Raw genomic sequence first — 17,025 nt, forward strand, 5'->3', positions numbered from 1 at the left:
GCGGCTTTGGCGCTACTGGCTCACCCAGCCCCGTCACCCCCTCGCTCGCCGGCTCCCGGCGATATCGGTTTCCGGTTCGACAGGGCACGATGGCTGCATGTCAGGAAATCGCCCGAGCCTGAAAGACGCGCTCGTCGCCGGTCTCACTGTTCCGATCACCGACGTCGAGCGTGATGCGGCACGCACTCCTCCCTATCCGATACCGGCTGCTGTCGTCCCCCTCCGTGACCGTGTCCTCGAGGAACTGGTCAGCCGCCTCCCGAGTGCGGGAGACGGGCCGCCGACGGTGACCCGCGTGCTGAGCTGGCCGCGGGACTACCGAATCGAGGTAGAGCTGCTCGGTCGCAGCGAGGGCCTGTTCGATTTCGCGGACGCGACTTGCGCGTTGATCGCGGTTGACGCGTTGACTTCGGATGAAGTCGACACCATTGCCCCGTTCCTGCCCGAGTCGTGCGGGTTTCGTCGGCAGCTGGTGTTGAACCGGATCTCCGCCGGAGATCTGGCCGGTGCTCGTGCGCTCGCCGCGCGAATAGACGACGGATACGGCTGGCGTGCATACCGCGACATCGGGTTCGCCCTTGCCGACCGAGGCGATGCCGAGGGCTTCTTCGCCGCGTGGAAGCGATACGCGGCCGGTCAGGACCGTGCGGGCATGGCCGTACTCAAAGAACACCTGGTCGCGGGTGTAGCTCGACACCAGGACTGGAACGCGGCGGTGGCGGTCGCAGCAGACAAACGGATCGGACCGACCTTTGTCGGGCACGCGTTCACCGGATTTGTCGAGGCAGCCGACGTCGACGGACTGTGGCGGGTGCTGGCCGGTCCTGCCAAAGGACTCCTGCCGGAGCTCGGCGAGTCGGCCCTGCTGGCTGCCACCATCCGCAAAGCCACTCCACACAATCCGGAACGCAACCATCCCCGGCTGGACGCCGTCGTGGACCGCCTCATCGCGATCGACCCCACCGCTGACAAGGCCGTCATGCGTGGTCGCGACAGCGAACTATTCGATCTGTGGTCGGCCATCGGCGAACAGCGCACGCTCGACCGGGTCCGAAAAGCAGTCCGAACGCCGGCATACAAGCGGGAACTCACCATCCTGCCGCGCGAGATCCGCACCAACCACGACCGACGAGGCTGACCTCATTTCTGTATGTCCGCCAACGCGACCGACGCCCACAGTCGCAGTGTTTTGGCCGGGTAATAGACTTCGTGCACTCCCCACCAGTATTCCGCCTGTCGTCGCCACCAGTGTCCGCGCTGTGGTCGGTCGAGTTCGATCAATGTCGCACCCAGCATCGCCATCGCGCCCACGCTCGCCCGCTGGGCGCCGATTTCCAGGAGGGCGAGCGCTTCATCGGTATCGTCGCGCTTCAACAGGATCGCCGCCAGCGCGGTGACGGCGTCGAAGTAGCCGGTCTCGATCGCCGCCCGGAGCAGATGTTCGGCCTGTTCGAGCTCGAAGCGCGACGACAACAGTTTCGCGAGGCAGTGCATCGCTTCCACCTGACCGGCATCCGCGGCGTGGCGCAGCTTGCGTTCCGCGGGGCCGAGGTTACCTTGCAGGAGGTCGATTGCTCCGGATCCGAAGTGGCCCAATGGTTCTCCGGCGTCGGCCGCGCGGTCGAACGCTTTCGACGCCGGTCCGAGGTCTCCGGCGGTCAACCACAGGCATCCCATCGCCGCGGTGGCACGTCGTGACCATGAAGGCGTCGGTGCCACGGTGGCTGGAAGCGGAGCGGCGAGCAGGCGCATCGCCAGGCTGCCGTCCCGGGCGGAACGGCGAAACCACCGCAAGGCCTCACCGGTGTGACCCGATTGATCGTGCATTACCCCGCACCGGTAGCGAGTGTCAGGATCGTGCTTGTTCACCTTCGCGAAGTGCGCGATACCTGCTGCGAGGTCGGTCTCGGTAGCCAATAGAACGGCCAGAGAGGCGATTTCGGCATGTTGGAGTTCGTAAGACCCGACGCGGACCGGTTTCCGCCCACCGTAGGCGATTTCGTAGATCACACCCGGCTCTCGGGCCCGGGCGAACATGGAGCGGGCCTGGTCGGCTATGTAGTCCTGTTGGCTGTCGTCGAGGGTGACTGTCACTGCGATGTCGCCACGGTGTGCGTGGCGTGAATCGGGGCGCTCGATACTGACGGCGGATCGGAACTGATCCGGAATCGAATAGTCATGCGGGCCATCGTCGGTCCCGGTCCACCAACGGGCCCACTTCGGCCTGGTCGTCGAAGTCGATCGTTTGTCGCGAAACTGCTCCGCGACCTCTCTCGCCGCAGTTCCGTACAAGCGTGTACGCAGCATCAGTGATCCTCGGATCCATCCCTCGGTGCGAGTCGCATGGCCGCGCCGAGTTCCTCGATGTTCGCGAACCTCGTGCCCGGCAGATGTATTCGCCCGACCGGCATTCCGTCGACGACGTGGTGGCCTGACAGGTCTACCCGCCGTCGATCGGGCAACAGCACTGTTGTCGTGGTGGCTCGCGCCGGTGCCGCGCCTCGACCGGCCAGGATCTCCAGGGCTCGCTCGACTTCGGTGGGCCTGAGGTAGACCTCGTAGCTGACCGCTGTCCCCACCGTGCCTCCCCATCGAACCTCCGTGCCCACCATAATGGAACAGGTCCTACTGCTGTCATCCGAAATTCCCACCACGGCGAGGAGAGGAATCGCAGTGCCGCGCCACGATTCCGGCGACGTTCTCGCCGAGTTTCTCGCGGGCATCGGTGCCGCCTGGTACGCGATCGCCTTGCAGGACATCGTGGGATGGGCGACGGCGATCGGGGGCTTTCTTCCCGGCAGCGCTGACGGCGAAGGCTACCTGGTGCGTGGGGAGGAGCTGGGGCCGGAGTTCGGCGACTGGATCCGGCGGTGTGTGGCTTGCCCGGACACGCGGGACACCCTGACCATTATCGTGTCCGACGTCTCCCCGCATGTCGTAGCACGTATCCAGATTCTCGGTGCGCGCGCGATCACCAAGGCCTCGCCGCAGCAGGGTCGAGTGGTCGTCGCCTACGACGAGGTGATCGTCGAAACGGCGTGAACTCCGGACCCCGGCAGGCCCGCATGCCACGACAAGCCGTTGAGGCCGGTGCGGGATGGGCTCGGGCCGCTGGCCTGCGCTGCCGACACGGCCCAGGTCGGTCAGCGCGGCCGCAGGACGGTTCGGTACACCTCTGTTCTCAACGGAAGATCGAACTCGCCCGAGGCGGTTTCCGGGGTGGCGGCGAGGTAGTCGCGGATGCGGTCCAGCAGGGCGGCGCGCCGATCCGGCGGAATCACCACGGTATGAGAGTGGGTCCCGATGGTGCGTACCAGCGAGTCCGCGGTTCGCCGGTGGACGTGCGGGAACTCGGCCTGCTCGAACGGCGCGAACAGGGGGTGCGCGGGCAGCGGTTCGTCCTTCGCCGGTGGCGGGAACGACGCCTCCGAGTGGGAGACGCGCTCCAGCCCGGCGACCCACTCGACCGTGTCGTCGTCGACGTTCCAGAAGGCGGCGAACACGCCACCGGGCCGCAGTACCCGGGCGATCTCGGGAAACGCCAGGTCCTGGTCGAACCAGTGGAACGCCTGACCGGCCACCACGGCGTCCACCGATCCGTCCGGCAGCGGGATCGCCTCCGCCGTACCGGCGGACGCGCGTGCCGCCGGATAGCGGCGCACCAGTTCGGCCAGCATCGCCGCGTCCGGTTCGACGGCGATCACCTCGGCACCCGCCGCCAGCAGCCCGTCGGTGAGCTTGCCGGTGCCCGCACCCAGATCCAGCACGACCGGCGCGTCCACCGCGCCGAGCGGTGCGAGCGCCCACCGGATACCGGCGGCCGCGTAGTCGGGCCGATGCTCGGCGTAGATCGCCGCTTGCGAACCGAACGAACCCGCTCGTCGCGCCGTCAGATCCTTCGAAATCCCTGTTCCCCACACGATCTCGACGATACCCGGGCGTCGCGCGACCTCCGAGCGGTCAGTCCGGAGGTTCGGTCGATGCGCGGGTGGCCGATGTTCCCGGCATCGTCGCCGCGGCGGCGAACAGTGCGACCGACGACACCAGCAGGGTGACGAACACCAGATGGATCGCTCCGGCGAGTTCGCCGGGATCCGGCCGGTCGACGGCGCCGACCCGCGCGTTGACGAGCGCGCCGAACACCGCGACGCCCACCGCGCTGCCGATCGAGCGGGCGAACATGGTCGCCGAGGTCACCACTCCGCGTTCGGACCACGCCGCCTCGGTCTGCGCGGCGATGAGGGTGGGATTGGCGACCAGACCCATGCCCGCGCCGATCACGAAACAGGTGCCCGCGAGCAGCAGTGGGCTCGCGTGCGGGCCGATCGGCAGCAGGGCGGCGCAGCCCAGAATCGCGATCGCGCTGCCGATCAGGGCTGTGGTGCGGAAGCCGAGGAGCAGGTAGAACCGGCCCGCCTGGGAGGCGGTGATGGGCCAGCCGATGGTCAGCGCGCCCACGGCCAGGCCGGCGATCGTGGCACTGGTGCCGAGGACGCCCTGCGCGAAGGTCGGCACATAGGAGGTGAGGCCTAGCACGATCGCGCCGATCAGCATCGACACCGCGCTGGCCGCGACCACCACCCGCCGGGTGAAGATCCACAGCGGCAGAATCGGATTCGCGGCCCGGCGCTCGGCGAACCCGAAGACCACCAGCACCGCCACGCTGCCGCCGAACAGCCCGAGGCTGACGGGGGAGTACCAGGCCCATGACCGGCCGCCCTCGAGCAAGGCCAGGATCAGCGCGCCCGCGCCCACGGTGAGCAGGGCCGCGCCGCTGTAGTCGACCCGTCCGCGCGCACCGCGCGACGCCGACTCGGTGAAGTTGCGCATCAGCATGACCGCGGCCAGTGCCGCGAGGGGGAGGTTGACCAGGAAGATCCAGCGCCAGCTGGCGAAATCGGCGAAGGCGCCGCCGATCAGCGGGCCCAGCACCGCCGAACCGGCCCACACGCCCGCCAGATAGCCCTGCACCTTGGCGCGTTCGGGCAGCGTGTACAGGTCGCTCGCGATGACCATGGTCATCGGCTGGACCGCGCCCGCGCCGATGCCCTGGATCGCGCGGAACACGATGAGCGCCACCATGTTCGACGCCAGGCCGCACAGCAGCGAGCCCAGCGCGAACACCGCGATCCCGAACAGGAGCACCGGTTTGCGCCCGACGGTGTCGGCGATCTTGCCGTAGATCGGCACCGTCACCGCCTGGGCCAGCAGGTAGATCGAGAACAGCCAGGGGAACAGCGCGAACCCGCCGAGGTCGGCGGTGATGGTGAGGACGCCGGTCGCGATGATCGTCGAGTCCAGCGCCACCAGGCTGGTCGACATCATCAGCGCGGCCAGCACGGCCCCGCGGTCGGAGCGCAGCCCGACGGACGGGCGCGCGGTTTCGGTCGCCACGAACGGTGCTAGGCCGCGGCGGCGAAGGTCGCGGCGATCTCGGCGGCGGTCACCTTGGCGAGTTCGACGAAGAACGGCACCCGCTCGTCGATCATCAAGGTGACCGGGCCGCGCACGCCGAGCGCGAAGCGGCACCGCCCCTGGGGGTCGAGCACGGGCAGGCCGATGGTGCGGAAGCCCGGGTCGAGTTCGCGGTCGTTGAAGGCGTAGCCGCGGGCGCGGGTGGCGGTGAGTTCGGCGCGCAGCTCGGCGGCGTTGGAGACCGAGCGCTCGGTGCCCTCTTCGTAAGGGAGGGAGCGCAATTCGTCGTCGTCGACCTCGGACCAGGCGAGCAGTGCCTTGCCCAGCGCGCTGGCGTGCAGCGGCAGCCGCACACCTTGGAGTTCGTGTCCGTCGGACTCGCGCCAGCGGCTGGTGCCCAGCAGCACGGCGTGGATGCCGTGGCGGGTGGCGACCGAGCAGTTGGCGCCGGTGGTGGCGGCGAGCTGCTCGAGGGCGGGCTCGGCGAGATAGATCTTGTGCTGGCGGTAGGCGATCTGCCCGTATTCGGCCAGGGCGCCGCCCATCCGGTAGCGGCTCGAGGTGGCGTCCTTCTCCAAAAAGCCCGCCTGGACGAGGGCGGCGAGCAGGCGGTGGGTGGTGCTGACCGCCAAGCCCTGGGCGCGCGCGACCTCGGAGACCCCGCGCTCCTCGCCGCCGCGGAAGCAATCGAGTGCCGACAGGGCCCGGGTCACGGTCTGCACGCTGGAGGTCTCCACACCGCCGACGGTAACACAGCCCCGCACCCGGAAATCGGCCGCTCTTTCCGATATTCGGAAACTTGCAGCGCCGATTCCTGCGAAAGCACCCATAGATCGCCGCCGGAAGGCCTGTCAAGCTTTCCGATCCCTGGAAAGACATACCTCGTTCGAGGTCCTGCTCACTCCTACGCTGCGAAAGCACCTCCCGCCCTTCCCCGAACAGGAGCCCCGATGTCCCGCAGGCTGCCGGCCTTCACGCGGATCGTTCTCGCGATCGCCCCCGTCGTCGCCCTCGTCGCGGCCTGTGGCTCCGGCTCCACGCCCGAGAACAGTGCCGAGGCCTCGTTCGTGCTCAAGGTGACCGACCCGGGCAACACCGGCCCGCTGGCGGTCGGCAAGCGCGACGGCACCTTCGACGCCGCCCTGGCCCCGCTGGGCGCGAAGATCCAGTGGGTCAACACCACACCCGGTTTCAGCTCGAACCTGAAACTGTTCAACACCAAGGAACTCGACGTCTCCGGCGCCGCGTTCAGCCCGGTGGTCGGCGCGCTGTCCAAGGACGTCGGCGTGAAGATCGTCGCCGTGGCCGATCCGGCAGGCCAGGACCAGAGCGGGATCATCGTCAGCCCCGAATCCGGGGTGACCTCGGTGGCCGGGCTGGTCGGCAAGCGGATCGCGGTCAACCCGGCGGGCAAGGGCGAGTACATCACCCTGAAAGCCCTGGCGCAGGCCGGGATCCCGGCCGACAAGGTCACCCGGGTACCGCTGCAGCAGAAGGACGCGGCCTCGGCGTTCGCCACCGGCAAGGTCGACGCGTGGGCCTCGTTCCTGGTGCCCTACCAGGAGGCCAAGGCCGCGGGTGGGCGCGAGATCGCCACCGAGAAGTCGATCGGCTCCAACGACAACACCGTCGTGGTGTTCCGCACCGAGGTGCTCGAGCAGCGGCCCGACGTCGCCGCCAAGTACCTGGAAGTGCTGCAGGGACTCACCGCGAAGCAGAAGGCCGCACCCGCCGAGTTCGAGAACGTCTTCGAGAAGACCGGCCCGCGCGCCCTCACCGGTGACCGCCTCGCCGACGCCGTCCGGGTGGGCAGCGAGGTGACCGTGCCGCGCCTGCCCGCCGAGTCCGACGCCGCCGACCTGGCCGACGTGGTGAACACCTTCGCCGACAACGGCGTGATCACCCGCCGGATCACCGCCGCCGACATCTTCTACGACCTGCGCTCCAAGCTCACCCCCGAACAGCTCGCCGCGCTGAAGGAAAACTGACATGACCACCCTCGCACTGGCGCCACCCCGCGCGCGGGTCACCCGGCAGCGGCCGCGGTGGCTCTCGCTGGGCCTGCGCGCCGCCCTGCCCGTCGCCGTCGTGCTGGCGTGGTGGGCGGGATCGGCGAGCGGGGCCATCTCCCCGCGCGTCATCGCCGGGCCGGGCGCGGTCTGGTCGGCGTTCCTGGAACTGCTCGACAGCGGGCAGCTGGTCGACTTCGCCCTCGCCTCGTTCGGCCGCGCCGCCGCCGGTGTGGCGCTGGGAGTCTCGGTGGGACTGATCCTCGGACTGCTGTCGGGGCTGTCCGCGCTCGGTGAGGAACTCGTCGACTCGACCATGCAGATCGTGCGCGCCGTGCCCTTCCTCGCCCTGGTGCCGCTGTTCATCTCCTGGTTCGGCATCGACGAGCTGTACAAGGTGCTGCTCATCGCGGTGGCCACCACCGCGCCGATGTACGCCTACACCTATCTCGGGGTGCGCAATGTCGACCGCAAGATGGTCGAGGCGGCCCGCAGTTTCGGGCTCGGCGGGACCCGGCTGGTCGTCGAGGTGATCGTGCCCGCCGCGCTGCCCGGCATCCTGATGGCGCTGCGGGTGTGCCTGTCGATCAGCATCACCGGCCTGATCGCCGCCGAGCAGGTGGGCACCCAGCAGGGCGTCGGCTACCTGGTGACGCTGGCCCAGGAATACAACCGCACCGACTACATGGTGCTGTGCGTGGTCCTCTACGCGTTGCTCGGTCTGGTGTTCGACGCACTCGTGCGGCTCGCGGAACGCTACGCGATGCCCTGGCGCAAGCAGGTGGCGATCCGATGACGACGACAACGGCAGCGCCCGCCCGGCCCGCCGAACAGCAGGCGCCGGTGGCGGTCTCGATCACCGGGTTGCGCAAGGCCTTCGGCGACAAGACGGTGCTCGACGGCGTTGACCTGAGCATCCGCCGCGGCGAGTTCGTGGTGCTGCTCGGGCCCAGCGGCACTGGCAAAACCACCCTGCTGCGCCTGCTCACCGGCCTCGAGGTCCCCGACGCGGGCGAGGTGCTGGTGCCGGCCCGGCGCACCACCGTCTACCAGGAGCCGCGGCTGATCCCGTCCAAGCGGGTGCTGGCCAATGTGACCATCGGGCTGCGCCGCGGCAAGACCCAGCGCGAGGCCGGGCTGCGGGCACTGCGTGAAGTCCACCTCGACGGCAAGGCCGGGCAGTGGCCCGCGACCCTGTCCGGCGGCGAGGCCCAGCGCGCCGCCCTGGCCAGGGCGCTGGTCCGGGAACCGGAACTGCTGCTGCTCGACGAGCCGTTCGCCGCCCTCGACGCGCTGACCCGGCTCCAGATGCAGGACCTGGTGGGCGATCTCGTCGCCCGGCACCGGCCCGCCGTCCTCATGGTCACCCACGACGTCGACGAGGCGATCCGGCTCGCCGACCGGGTGATCATCCTCGATCGCGGCCGGTTCGCCGTGGACGAGGCGATCGACCTGCCCCATCCGCGCGACCACGCGGCCACCGAAACCCTCCGCTACCGCACGCAATTCCTCGCCCAGCTCGGCGTCGGAGCACACCCAAGGAGTACGTCATGACCGAAACCCTGTGGTACACCCGCTGCCCCGTGCCGACCGCCAGCGGTCTGGCGCACAGCCTCGGCTGGCTCGGTGCGACCGCGGCGAGCGCCGGCCTCGAATTCGGTGTCCTGCAGGACGCGGGTCCCGAACTCGCGGGCCACCACTTCCTGCACGACCTGCCCGGCCTCGTCCGTGAGGGCGGCAACGTTCCCGCGCTGGCCGCCCGTGCGCAGGGTTCGCCGACGCGGCTGATCGGGCTGACCTGGATCGACGAATCCCAGGCCGTGCTGGTCGGGCCCGACTCGCCGGTCACCGAGGCCGCGCAGCTGGCGGGCCTGCGGGTCGGGGTGCCCGCGTGGGCCCAGGACCAGGCCCGCAGCTTCCCCCGGGCGATGGCTCTGCACGGCTTCGCCAACGCGCTGCGCCCGGCGGGGCTGACCCTGGCCGACGTCCGGGTCACCGAACTCGAGGTCGAGCGGGATCCGCAGGTGCGCACCGAGATCCAGTCCGCTCGCCGGTCCACCACCTGGGGCGTCGCCGAACTGCTCGACGGCAAGGTCGACGCGATCTACGTCAAGGGTGCCCGCGCCCAGGAGGTGGCCAGGGAACACGGCCTGCGCGTCGCGGTCGACCTGGACGCCTCGGCCACCAAGCACCTGCGCGTGAACAACGGCACGCCGCGCCCGATCACCGTGCACGCCGACCTGCTCGACGCCCGCCCGGACGTGGTGATCGGCTTCCTGACGCAGAGTCTGCGCGCCGCCGACTGGGCCGCGGGCGACCTCGACGGCGTTCGCGCGGTGCTGCAGCGCGAAACCCTGTCCGGCCCCGAGGGTGTCGTCGCCGCTTACGGCGCCGACTTCCATCGCGGCCTGCACCCGTCGCTGACCGACGAACGTGTCGAGCTGCTCGGCGTGCAGAAGCAGTTCCTCTACACCCACGGTTTCCTGGCCGCCGACTTCGACCTCGAATCCTGGGTAGCCCTTGAGCCGTTGGAGCGTGCCCAGGAGATCGTCGCCGCCGAGAAGGTGCCCGCATGAGCGAGTTCGTCTGGAAGCTGCCCAGCCGTGGCGACGGCCGCCGCGCCCGGCCGGACCTGCGCGGGCGCGGCGGGTTCGGCCCGGACCGGCCCGCGACGGCGACCACCGATGTGCGGCCCGGCCGGTTCGGTCCGTTCGACGACCTGGCCCAGATCGTCGACGCGGCGGAACTGAGCGGATTCGACGGAGTGCTCGCCCCCTACGACCCGCTCGGTGAGGAATCCTGGATCGTGGCGGGCGCGGCCCTGCGCGCCACCCGCTACGCGCGGGTCACCGTCGAATTCCAGCCCGGCTTCGGCACTCCGGTGTACGCGGCCAAACTGTCCTCGACCCTGCAACGGCACTCGGCCGGACGGCTGAACTGGCAGCTCGCCGTGGACACCGACGCCGAGGACGCGTACGCCAGGGGCGACCGCGTCGACGGCGACGACCGCTACGCGCGTGCCGCGGAGTTCCTCACCGTCGCGCGCGGCGTGTGGAACGAGAACGAGGTCGGTGCCGCCGGATTCGCCGGCACCGGCTTCGACTACGCCGGACAGTACTTCGACGTCATCGACGGCGGGTTCCGCGGCATCCTGTCCGGCCTGCCCTTCCCGACGGTGCACCTGAGCGGTACCTCGCCCGCCGCGCTGGCGCTCGCGGCCGCGCACGGTGACGTGCACGTGTTCGGTGAGGAACCCGACGGAATCTCGCGCGCCGCCGCCGAACTCGGCGAGCGTGCCGCGGCGGCCGGCAGGCAGGTCCGTGTCGCACTGGACCTGCCGATCATCGCCAGGGAGACCGAGGACGAAGCCTGGGCGCGGGTGCACCGGCAGTGGGACGAGCTGGGCCGCCCCGACTCCGCGGACCGCCACGCCCTCGGCGACGGGCGCTGGGCCGGCTTCGACGCGCTCGGCTACGACCGGCGCATCGGCCTGGTCGGCAGTTACGAGCAGGTGGCCCGGCAGCTGGCGGTCTACGAGGTCGCCGGCATCGACACCTTCGTGCTGTCCGGTCATCCCCACATCGAGGAGATCCACCGGGCCGGGGAACACCTGCTGTTCCTGGCCGACCCGGCCGGCCGCACCCTCACCACCGCGCAGGAGCTCACCGCATGACCATCGACGTCTACTGGCGCATCGGCATGGAAGGCGACCACGCCTCGATGCGCACCCCGCGCCGCTACAACCGCGGCAACGCCGGCGGTTACGGGCCGGGCAATATCGCGCCCGCCATCCGCGGCGGCGCGCTGGACGCCTACAGCTATCTCGACCACGTCGCCGCCGTCGCCAAGGCCTCCGAATCGGCGGGGTTCCTCGGCGGGCTGCTGCCCTCGTTCCCTGTGACCGACGACCCGTGGGCGGTTGCCGCCGCCCTGGCCGCCGAGACCACCACCTACCGGTTCATGGTCGCCTTCCAGCCCGGCTTCCTGCACCCGGTGCAGGCGGCCCGGATGTCGGCGAGCCTGCAGCGCGCGACCGGCGGCAGGCTGGTCTACAACATCATCAGCGGCGGCGGGGGACCGGCGCAGCTGTGGTGGGGCGACAAGGTCGCCCACGACGACCGCTACGCCCGCACCAGCGAATTCCTCGACGTCCTGCGCGGGGTATGGGACGGCGAACCCTACGACCACGACGGCCGCTTCTTCCGCACCGAGGGCGCCGCGCTCCCACCCGGCCTGGCCGGGCAGCCGTTCCCGGAGGTGTACTTCTCCGGCTCCTCGGGTGCCGCCGTGTCCGCGGCGGGCCGCCACGCCGACTACTACCTGTCCTGGCTCGAGCCGTTCGCCGACCTGCGCGCCAAGTTCGACGGCGTCCGCCGCAATGCCGAAAAACTGGGTCGCACACCGAAGTTCGCGGTGCGGATCGACATCGTCGCCCGGCACACCGAGGAGGCGGCCTGGGCCGAGATCGAGAAGGGCTGGGCCTTCGTCGACCGCGATGCCGCCAACCGCGCCGCCCAGGGCGACTCGGTGGGCGCGGCCAGGATCACGGGCTGGGTGCCCGAAACCATCACCGGCTACCGCGATCTGGAAGTCCAGCCCAACGTCTGGTGCGGCTTCAGCCTGATCCGCGGCGGACCGGCTTTCGGCCTGGTCGGCAGCTACGAACAGGTCGCCCAGCGCCTCGACGAGCTCATCGAACTCGGCGTCGACGCCTTCATCCTCGCGGGCAACCCGCACCTGGAGGAGGCCTACCGGGTCGGTGAGGAAGTACTGCCGCTGCTCGGCCGCTCCCGGCTCACCACCCCCGCCACCGACACCGTCCTCGCGACGGCCCGATAACCGCAGGAGAATCACGATGACCACCACCGAAACCCGGCTGCCGGAGGCCGTCGCGGCCTTCGCCGAAGCGGCCACCCGCGACGCCGAGACCGCCTTCCGGGTCTTCCGCGAGACCGGCACCGTCACCGGCAACGGCACCGTCAACTTCGTCGAGCGCGTCCCCGGCGAGGAGATCGCCGTCGCTCTCAACGAACCGGGCCCCTGGGCGAGCGATCGCACCATCGCGCCGGTGATCGCCACCTTCGACGGAGAGGTGCTCTCCGGCACGGGATCCGCCGGATTCGTCACCGGCTACGCCAAGGTGTTCCGCGCGCACCCGGAGATCACCTCCGTCGTGCACATCCACACCCCGTGGCTGGGCGGGTGGGCCCAGACCCACCGCACCCTGCCCATCCGCTACGCCGCCTCCCAGCGCCTGACCCTGTCCCGGGAGATCCCGCCACACATCGACCGCAGCATCGGCGCGGGCGACTTCATCCTGGACAAGCTCACCACCGACCCGCACCTGGTCGCCATCTTCGAGGCCAACGGCGGCGCCAATGTGATCGGCCGCGCCGGACTGCTGGAGCTGGCCAAGTTCGTCGTCCTGCTGGAGGAAGGCGCCCAGTACCAGGCGATCGCCGAAACCCTGGGCGGCTCGGTCGAATTCGATCCGTCCAACCTGGCGGTGCAGTGGAGCCGCAGCGGCCTGGCCGACGAGGCCCGTCGCCTCGGCCTGATCGGAGACGCCCGATGAGCCTGCGCGTCGGCTACTTCCCGCACAACAACTCGCTGTTCGTGCTGCGGCACCGCGGCATCCTCGAACGCGCGATCCCCGACGTCGAGTGGGTCGACCTGCGCGCGCTGCCGCAGGCAGAACGCGTCGACCCGAAGACCGCGCTGCCCGGCGAACACTCCGACTGGCTGTTCACCGACGGCGGCTACGACATCATCGGCACCGGCTTCACCCCGCCGCTGACCGCGCTGGCCAACCAGCGCGACATCGTCTATCTCGGCATCTCCGGGCCGCGCGTGGAGAACGGACGGCTGGTCGCCACCGCGGCGAGCGGCATCACCTCCGCCGCCGACCTGAAGGGCAAGCGAGTCGGCATCGCGCACGGCTCCTGGCAGACCACGCTGTTGCTGTTCGCCCTCGATCGGGTCGGTCTGACCTGGGCCGACGTCGAGCCGGTCGACGTCGACGTGCGGGGCGGCGGCTCGGCGCTGCTGTCCGGCGACCTGGACGCCTGGGTCGGCACCTACCCGGGTCTGCGGGAGGTCGAAGCGGCGACCGAACTCACCACCCTGGTCGACACCGCCTCGGTGTTCAGCCACCCGTCGCTGTGGTTCACCCGCCGCGACCTCGCCGACACCGACCCGGCCGCCGTGCGGGCCGTGCTCGCGGCGCTGCAGGAATCCGACGCCTGGATCACCGCGAATCCGCGTGCGGCGGCGCGGTATTTCGTCGACGACGCGCACGCGCGTGGCCTGCCCGCCGACCTGGACGCCTGGGATGCGGCCCTGCGCGGCCGCCCGTTCGGCGTGCGTCCGGTGAGCGAGGAATTCCTCGACGAACAGCAGCGTGCCGCCGACCTGCTCGCCGCCAACGGCCTGCTGCCCCGCACGATCGACGTGCGCTCGGCGGTGCTGCCCTGGGTGGGCGCGGCGGTCAACGAGGCGGAGTCCGCCGCCGTCTGAGGTCCATGGATCAACGATGCCCCGGTACCTGGGTACCGGGGCATCGTCGTGGCGGGGCGGAGATCAGCCTGCCGGGTGTGGGTTGATCGGATCCCGGCTGATACGGCGTGATTCAAACCAATAGGTCAGGGAAACGGTGGCGTAGGACGCCGCCACGACTGCTGCGGTCACCAGAAGAAGCGCGACGATCAAGGGAATCAGGAAAGCCATGTGCCCTCCTCGCGGTACGGTAGGTGCGGCACGCGGTGCGTGCCGAGCGATGAAGGTGGTGGTCAGCGCTTCGTCGCGCCGATTCTGGACATGCCCCGCGTCTTCGATCGTAGGGGCAGGGCGCGACACAGGCACGGCCCGGCGAGTGTGACGGCGGTCATGTTCGCCGCGGAGTGTCTGCTGCGCCATCGGGGTTGCCTGAGGTTGAATGTTCAATAGATCTGGGTTCTAGCGCGTCACGAGTTCTCGACATCGGCTTCACCACGAACATCCGACGAAGGAGCACGATCGTGAGCATGATCCTGGCTGTGTTGGACGGCGCCGTTCTCGCGCAGGTCGGCAATCCCACGCCGGAAGCGCCGCCGATGGCGGAGAAGATCCTGCAGTTGGGCCGGTATTTCACCTGGATGATTCTGCTCTCGGGCGTCACCGCCATCACCTACGGTGGTGGCCGTTTCGCCTGGGAGAAGTGGAGCGGCGGCGGTCTGCAGTCGCCGAAGATGATCGCCAGCGCCATGGCGGGCGGCGCGGTGGCGACCAGTGCGGGCACGATCATGAACGCGGTGATCGGAACCTAGCTCCGAACCCGTGGCGCGCGGTCCCGGCTAGGGTCGGGACGTGCGTATCTTTCTCGCCGGCGCCACGGGCGTCATCGGAACGCGATTGCTGCCGCTGCTGATCGGCGCGGGCCACGAGGTGGCCGGTACCACGCGCTCGCCCGGCAACGCGGCAGCTCTCCGCGCGGCGGGCGCCGTGCCCGTCGTCCTCGACGTCTACGACGCGCCCGCGCTCGCCGCGGCGGTCACCGAGTTCGCGCCCGAACTCGTCATGCACCAGCTCACCGACCTCCCCGACGACGCCGCCGAGCTGGCCGCGCGCGGGGCGGCGAACGCGCGTATCCGCACCGAGGGCACCGCGAATCTGCTCGCGGCGGCGGCCGCGGCCGGTGTGCGGCGGTTTCTCGCGCAGAGCATCGCCTGGGAGCCCGCGGGTGGTCGGGGTGCGGTGATCGCGTCGCACGAGTCGGCGGTGCTCGACGCCGGCGGCGTGGTGGTGCGCTACGGCCAGTTCTACGGTCCCGGAACGTATTACGAGACGACGCCACCGGCTCACCCCCGCATCCACGTCGATGCGGCCGCCGTCCGCACGATGGAGCTGCTCGACGCGCCGTCCGGCACGGTCGTCGTCGCCGAACCCGACTAGGCGATAGCGGCGGGGCGGCGGTTCCGGCTGATTCGATAGTCGATGTCTATTATCGGCTCATGGAGCTGCGTCACGTCCGGTACCTGCTCGCCGTCGCCGATCACGGGAACTTCACCCGCGCCGCCGAGGCGCTGCACATTTCGCAACCGACGCTGTCGCAGCAGATCAAACAGCTCGAGCGGCTCCTCGGCGTGCAACTGCTCGATCGGTCCGGTCGCACCGTGCGGCTCACCGACGCCGGTCAGGTGTACGCCGAGCACGCGCGCAACGCGCTGCGGGATCTGGAGGCGGGTGAACGCGCCGTGCACGACGTGCAGGACCTGAGCCGGGGTCATCTGCGCGTCGCGATGACGCCGACGATCACCGCCTACCTGATCGGCCCGCTGATGGACCGGTTCCACCGGGCGCACCCGGATGTCACCGTCGCGGTCACCGAGACGACCCAGGATCGCCTGGAAGAAGACCTGCTCGCCGACGCGATCGACCTCGGCATCGCCTTCGAGGGCGACCACGCGGCGGGCATCGACGGCACCGCCCTCTACACCGAGGATCTGAGCCTGGTCGTCGGTGCGGGTCACCCGCTCGCCGGTCGATCGGACCCGCTGCCGATTCAGGACCTCGCGGTGGCGCCGCTGGCCCTGCTGAGCCGGGACTTCGCGACCCGCGTGTACATCGACCGGCACCTGGCCGAATCCGGTGTCACCCCGCGCATCACGATCGAGGCGAACTCGATCAGCGCGCTCGTGGAATTCACCCGCCGCGGTGTGCTCGGCACCGTCCTGCCCGACGCGATCGCGCACGCCCATCCTGAGCTGCGCCCGGTGCCCCTCGCGCCGGCGCTGCCGAGCCGCACGGTCGAACTGCTGCGCCGTGGCACGGCCTATCACTCGGCGGCCGCCCGCGCCTTCACCATGATCGCCCTCGCGCACTCGGCTGAACTATAGATATCAGCAATCGGTCTCGTTAGAACTGCATATTGGACGCTATAGCCCCTGGCGGGCAGGCTGGAACTCGATCAGCACCACCGAGCCGGCATCCGCCGAAGGGAGCGACCCATGACCGACCTCGCGCACGGCGTCACACGGTTCCAGCACGACGTCTTTCCCGGCAAGGCGGCGCTGTTCGCCGACCTGGCGACCACGCACACCCCGCACACGCTGTTCATCGGCTGCTCCGACGCGCGCGTCGTGCCGGAGCTGATCACCAGCAGTGAACCGGGGGAGCTGTTCGTGATCCGGACCGCCGGAAACCTGGTTCCGGCCTACGCGCCCGGCGGTGACGGCATCGCCGCCAGCATCGAATACGCGGTCGCGGTGCTCGGCGTCGCGCGGATCATCGTCTGCGGCCACTCCGGCTGCGGCGCGATGACCGCGGTCGCCGAGCGGCACGACCTGAGTGCGATGCCCACGATCGCCCAGTGGCTGCGGCACAGCGATGCCGCCGCGGCCCGGGCGGGAGCGCTCGGCGCCGTAGATCCGGTCGCGGGTCTGGTGCGCGCCAATGTCGTGGCGCAGCTGTCCCACCTGGCCACGCATCCCGCGGTGGCCCGCGCCCTCGCCACGGGCGCGCTCGACCTCGAGGGCTGGGTGTTCGACATCGCCTCCGGCGCCGTCACGGTGCTCCGGGACGGCGCTGAACACAGCCCCGCCGCCTGAAACCCCTCCCCGAAAGG

19 protein-coding genes are annotated in these 17,025 nt (G+C 70.1%); 14 read left to right on the top strand and 5 right to left on the bottom strand.

Features of this window, described 5'->3' with window-relative positions; all coding sequences use genetic code 11:
* Positions 1–97 precede the first annotated feature (97 nt).
* Entirely contained in the window at positions 98–1,138 is a 1,041-nt protein-coding gene (locus EL493_RS18030) for a hypothetical protein (RefSeq protein ID WP_022566996.1), read from the top strand.
* Between the two features lie 2 nt (positions 1,139–1,140).
* Here the strand turns inward: EL493_RS18030 and EL493_RS18035 are convergent, their stop codons facing one another.
* Positions 1,141–2,307: a tetratricopeptide repeat protein gene (locus tag EL493_RS18035; protein ID WP_022566995.1), complete on the bottom strand. Its 1,167-nt coding sequence runs from the start codon at positions 2,305–2,307 to the stop codon at positions 1,141–1,143.
* A 366-nt stretch (positions 2,308–2,673) separates the two neighbouring features.
* Between EL493_RS18035 and EL493_RS18040 the strand changes: the two genes are divergently transcribed.
* Positions 2,674–3,042 (top strand): hypothetical protein, encoded by a 369-nt coding sequence (locus tag EL493_RS18040; RefSeq protein ID WP_022566993.1) that lies wholly within the window; start codon positions 2,674–2,676, stop codon positions 3,040–3,042.
* A 101-nt stretch (positions 3,043–3,143) separates the two neighbouring features.
* Here EL493_RS18040 and EL493_RS18045 read toward each other — a convergent pair whose 3' ends face one another.
* The 3 genes from EL493_RS18045 to EL493_RS18055 are packed head-to-tail and all read right to left on the bottom strand — an operon-like array spanning position 3,144 to position 6,152.
* Positions 3,144–3,920, bottom strand: a complete 777-nt coding sequence (locus EL493_RS18045) for a class I SAM-dependent methyltransferase (RefSeq protein ID WP_019046703.1) — start codon at positions 3,918–3,920, stop codon at positions 3,144–3,146.
* A gap of 40 nt (positions 3,921–3,960) precedes the next feature.
* Positions 3,961–5,394 (bottom strand): MDR family MFS transporter, encoded by a 1,434-nt coding sequence (locus EL493_RS18050; protein ID WP_019046704.1) that lies wholly within the window; start codon positions 5,392–5,394, stop codon positions 3,961–3,963.
* A gap of 8 nt (positions 5,395–5,402) precedes the next feature.
* Positions 5,403–6,152, bottom strand: coding sequence for an IclR family transcriptional regulator (locus EL493_RS18055; protein WP_019046705.1), 750 nt, complete (start codon positions 6,150–6,152; stop codon positions 5,403–5,405).
* 213 nt (positions 6,153–6,365) lie between these two features.
* On the opposite strand from EL493_RS18055, the gene EL493_RS18060 reads away from it, so the two are divergent.
* The 8 genes from EL493_RS18060 to EL493_RS18095 are packed head-to-tail and all read left to right on the top strand — an operon-like array spanning position 6,366 to position 13,940.
* On the top strand, positions 6,366–7,403 hold the full coding sequence (locus EL493_RS18060) for an NrtA/SsuA/CpmA family ABC transporter substrate-binding protein (RefSeq protein ID WP_019046706.1): 1,038 nt from the start codon (positions 6,366–6,368) through the stop codon (positions 7,401–7,403).
* A 1-nt stretch (position 7,404) separates the two neighbouring features.
* Complete coding sequence (locus EL493_RS18065; protein ID WP_019046707.1) at positions 7,405–8,220, top strand: ABC transporter permease; 816 nt, start codon at positions 7,405–7,407, stop codon at positions 8,218–8,220.
* Positions 8,217–8,978: an ABC transporter ATP-binding protein gene (locus tag EL493_RS18070; protein WP_022566992.1), complete on the top strand. Its 762-nt coding sequence runs from the start codon at positions 8,217–8,219 to the stop codon at positions 8,976–8,978. The genes EL493_RS18065 and EL493_RS18070 overlap by 4 nt, the downstream gene beginning before the upstream one ends.
* A complete protein-coding gene (locus EL493_RS18075) occupies positions 8,975–10,000 on the top strand; it encodes an ABC transporter substrate-binding protein (protein ID WP_019046709.1) in 1,026 nt (341 codons plus the stop codon). Before EL493_RS18070 ends, EL493_RS18075 begins: the two co-directional genes overlap by 4 nt.
* On the top strand, positions 9,997–11,097 hold the full coding sequence (locus EL493_RS18080; protein WP_019046710.1) for an LLM class flavin-dependent oxidoreductase: 1,101 nt from the start codon (positions 9,997–9,999) through the stop codon (positions 11,095–11,097). The genes EL493_RS18075 and EL493_RS18080 overlap by 4 nt, the downstream gene beginning before the upstream one ends.
* The gene (locus tag EL493_RS18085) at positions 11,094–12,263 is read left to right on the top strand and encodes an LLM class flavin-dependent oxidoreductase (RefSeq protein ID WP_019046711.1); all 1,170 of its coding nucleotides are present in this window, start codon (positions 11,094–11,096) and stop codon (positions 12,261–12,263) included. The genes EL493_RS18080 and EL493_RS18085 overlap by 4 nt, the downstream gene beginning before the upstream one ends.
* Positions 12,264–12,279: 16 nt before the next feature.
* Positions 12,280–12,999: a class II aldolase/adducin family protein gene (locus tag EL493_RS18090; protein ID WP_019046712.1), complete on the top strand. Its 720-nt coding sequence runs from the start codon at positions 12,280–12,282 to the stop codon at positions 12,997–12,999.
* Complete coding sequence (locus tag EL493_RS18095; RefSeq protein WP_019046713.1) at positions 12,996–13,940, top strand: ABC transporter substrate-binding protein; 945 nt, start codon at positions 12,996–12,998, stop codon at positions 13,938–13,940. The genes EL493_RS18090 and EL493_RS18095 overlap by 4 nt, the downstream gene beginning before the upstream one ends.
* A gap of 63 nt (positions 13,941–14,003) precedes the next feature.
* On the opposite strand, the gene EL493_RS32405 is transcribed toward EL493_RS18095, so the two are convergent.
* Entirely contained in the window at positions 14,004–14,150 is a 147-nt protein-coding gene (locus EL493_RS32405) for a hypothetical protein (RefSeq protein WP_155982488.1), read from the bottom strand.
* A 296-nt stretch (positions 14,151–14,446) separates the two neighbouring features.
* Here EL493_RS32405 and EL493_RS18100 point away from each other — a divergent pair, with 296 nt between their 5' ends.
* From EL493_RS18100 to EL493_RS18115, 4 genes are all read left to right on the top strand, one after another.
* Positions 14,447–14,728: a hypothetical protein gene (locus tag EL493_RS18100; RefSeq protein WP_019046714.1), complete on the top strand. Its 282-nt coding sequence runs from the start codon at positions 14,447–14,449 to the stop codon at positions 14,726–14,728.
* 40 nt (positions 14,729–14,768) lie between these two features.
* Complete coding sequence (locus EL493_RS18105; protein ID WP_019046715.1) at positions 14,769–15,353, top strand: NAD-dependent epimerase/dehydratase family protein; 585 nt, start codon at positions 14,769–14,771, stop codon at positions 15,351–15,353.
* Positions 15,354–15,412: 59 nt separating this feature from the next.
* Entirely contained in the window at positions 15,413–16,297 is an 885-nt protein-coding gene (cynR, locus tag EL493_RS18110) for a transcriptional regulator CynR (protein ID WP_019046716.1), read from the top strand.
* Positions 16,298–16,408: 111 nt separating this feature from the next.
* Complete coding sequence (locus EL493_RS18115) at positions 16,409–17,008, top strand: carbonic anhydrase (protein WP_019046717.1); 600 nt, start codon at positions 16,409–16,411, stop codon at positions 17,006–17,008.
* Positions 17,009–17,025: the final 17 nt, after the last annotated feature.

The organism is Nocardia asteroides, from assembly GCF_900637185.1.
In the GTDB taxonomy this organism is placed as follows: Bacteria; Actinomycetota; Actinomycetes; order Mycobacteriales; family Mycobacteriaceae; genus Nocardia; species Nocardia asteroides.

Bases quoted from the DNA above. Each gene is read 5' to 3' on its own strand.
- EL493_RS18030 (WP_022566996.1), top strand. From the start codon at position 98: ATGTCAGGAAATCGCCCGAGCCTGAAAGACGCGCTCGTCGCCGGTCTC.
- EL493_RS18035 (WP_022566995.1), bottom strand. From the start codon at position 2,307: ATGCTGCGTACACGCTTGTACGGAACTGCGGCGAGAGAGGTCGCGGAG.
- EL493_RS18060 (WP_019046706.1), top strand. From the start codon at position 6,366: ATGTCCCGCAGGCTGCCGGCCTTCACGCGGATCGTTCTCGCGATCGCC.
- EL493_RS18065 (WP_019046707.1), top strand. From the start codon at position 7,405: ATGACCACCCTCGCACTGGCGCCACCCCGCGCGCGGGTCACCCGGCAG.
- EL493_RS18070 (WP_022566992.1), top strand. From the start codon at position 8,217: ATGACGACGACAACGGCAGCGCCCGCCCGGCCCGCCGAACAGCAGGCG.
- EL493_RS18075 (WP_019046709.1), top strand. From the start codon at position 8,975: ATGACCGAAACCCTGTGGTACACCCGCTGCCCCGTGCCGACCGCCAGC.
- EL493_RS18080 (WP_019046710.1), top strand. From the start codon at position 9,997: ATGAGCGAGTTCGTCTGGAAGCTGCCCAGCCGTGGCGACGGCCGCCGC.
- EL493_RS18085 (WP_019046711.1), top strand. From the start codon at position 11,094: ATGACCATCGACGTCTACTGGCGCATCGGCATGGAAGGCGACCACGCC.
- EL493_RS18090 (WP_019046712.1), top strand. From the start codon at position 12,280: ATGACCACCACCGAAACCCGGCTGCCGGAGGCCGTCGCGGCCTTCGCC.
- EL493_RS18095 (WP_019046713.1), top strand. From the start codon at position 12,996: ATGAGCCTGCGCGTCGGCTACTTCCCGCACAACAACTCGCTGTTCGTG.
- EL493_RS32405 (WP_155982488.1), bottom strand. From the start codon at position 14,150: ATGGCTTTCCTGATTCCCTTGATCGTCGCGCTTCTTCTGGTGACCGCA.
- EL493_RS18100 (WP_019046714.1), top strand. From the start codon at position 14,447: ATGATCCTGGCTGTGTTGGACGGCGCCGTTCTCGCGCAGGTCGGCAAT.
- cynR (WP_019046716.1), top strand. From the start codon at position 15,413: ATGGAGCTGCGTCACGTCCGGTACCTGCTCGCCGTCGCCGATCACGGG.
- EL493_RS18115 (WP_019046717.1), top strand. From the start codon at position 16,409: ATGACCGACCTCGCGCACGGCGTCACACGGTTCCAGCACGACGTCTTT.